Below are 642 nucleotides of genomic sequence, written 5' to 3' on the forward strand. Positions count from 1 at the left end.
GCACAGGCTCTACCGTGAATCACTTCATCGATGCACTAGGCACTATCAAAGATGATATTAAAGGTGCAGTGTCTAGCTCAGTTGCTTCTACAGAGCGTCTAAAAGAGCTTGGTATTGAAGTTTTTGAGTGCAACGACGTAATTAAGCTAGACGTATATGTTGATGGCGCAGACGAAATCAACCCTGCGCGTGAAATGATCAAAGGTGGCGGTGCAGCGCTAACTCGTGAAAAAATCGTTGCAGCAATCTCTGAAAAGTTTGTATGTATCGTTGACGACACGAAAGCGGTTGACGTGCTTGGCCAGTTCCCTCTTCCAGTGGAAGTGATTCCAATGGCACGTTCTTACGTTGCTCGTGAGTTGGTGAAACTTGGTGGCGACCCTGCATACCGTGAAGGTGTTGTAACGGATAACGGCAACATCATCCTAGATGTGCACAACATGCACATCACCAACCCGAAAGAGATGGAAGACAAAATCAACGGTATCGCGGGTGTGGTAACGGTTGGTCTTTTTGCTCACCGTGGTGCTGATGTTGTGATCACTGGTACGCCAGAAGGCGCAAAAATTGAAGAGTAAATAACAGCCATGAATCGGTCTATCTGATTCAGTTTTCTGTTATATCATTACAGACTGTGCTGCA

General features: G+C 46.1%; 1 protein-coding gene. It reads left to right on the plus strand.

Annotated elements, in window-relative coordinates; genetic code table 11:
- Positions 1-578 (plus strand): ribose-5-phosphate isomerase RpiA (gene rpiA / locus R7Q48_RS28290; protein WP_318133637.1); only part of this gene is annotated, 578 nt, incomplete at its 5' end.
- Positions 579-642: the final 64 nt, after the last annotated feature.

Source organism: Vibrio sp. 378 (genome assembly GCF_033339435.1).